The following is a 1071-nucleotide window of genomic DNA, read 5'->3' as shown; positions in this document are numbered from 1 at the left end:
CATCGATGTAGTGGCCCTCTTCCTGCTTGAAGCGGGCGATGTCGTGGTAGCGCTCCGGGTCGAGCAGGCGCAGGCGGGCGAAGTGGCTTTCGAGTCCCATCTGCTCCGGGGTCGCGGTCAGCAGCAGAAGCCCCGCGATCTGGCCGGCGAGCTGCTCGACGCAGCGATAGCCGGCGCCGCCGCCCTCCTCGATGCTCCAGTCGAGGTGGTGGGCCTCGTCGACGATCAACAGATCGAAGCGGCTCTCCAGCGCCTGGGTCTGGCGCGCGGCATTGGCGAACAGCCACCCCTGGCTTGCCAGGATCAGCTGGGCACTGTCGAAGGGGTTGTGCTCGCCGTGGGCCTGGCTCTGGGTCTCGTCGAGCAGCGTCACCTCCAGCGAGAAGCGGCGCAGAAGCTCCACCAGCCACTGGTGGGTGAGGCTGTCCGGCACCAGGATCAGCGCCCGCGAGGCGCGCCCGGTCATCAGCAGGCGATGCAGGATCAGCCCGGCCTCGATGGTCTTGCCCAGGCCCACCTCGTCGGCGAGCAGCACGCGCGGGGCGTGGCGGCGTGCCACTTCGTCGGCGATGTAGAGCTGGTGGGGAATCAGGTCGATGCGTGGCCCGCCGAAGCCGAGTGCGGCGTGCTGCTCGATGCGCTGGTAGTGGTGCAGCGTGCGAAAGCGCAGGTCGAACCAGTCGTTGCGATCCACCTGGCCGGTGAGCAGGCGATCGCGGGCCTGGTTGAACTGCATGGTGTCGGCCAGCTTGGTTTCGGGCAGTTCACGAGCGACGCCCTCGGCATCCTCGCCGTAGTAGGTGATCAGGCCGCGGTGCTCCTGGCTTTCGCTGACGGTCATCTGCCAGCCGTCGGCGGCGAGCACGCTGTCGCCGGCGCCGAAGGCGACGCGGGTCAACGGCGCCTGGCGGGTGTTGTAGGTGCGGGTTTCCTGGCTGGCACTGAACAAGATGGTCACGCTACGGGCGTCGCAGTTCAGGACGGTGCCCAGTCCAAGCTCGGCTTCACCGTCGCTGATGAAGCGCTGGCCGGGGGTAAAATCGCTCATGATGCCTCGAGGAAGTTCACAAA

General features: G+C 67.4%; 1 protein-coding gene. It reads right to left on the bottom strand.

All coding sequences use genetic code 11. The features are described 5' to 3' along the window. Nucleotides 1–1048: DEAD/DEAH box helicase family protein (locus tag BIS11_RS18335; RefSeq protein WP_253586829.1), on the bottom strand; the 1048-nt coding region annotated here is incomplete at its 3' end. Nucleotides 1049–1071 lie beyond the last annotated feature (23 nt).

The organism is Halomonas sp. 707D4 (genome assembly GCF_024158685.1).
Classification (GTDB): Bacteria; Pseudomonadota; Gammaproteobacteria; order Pseudomonadales; family Halomonadaceae; genus Vreelandella.
This window is presented reverse-complemented; position numbering and strand designations above follow the sequence as displayed.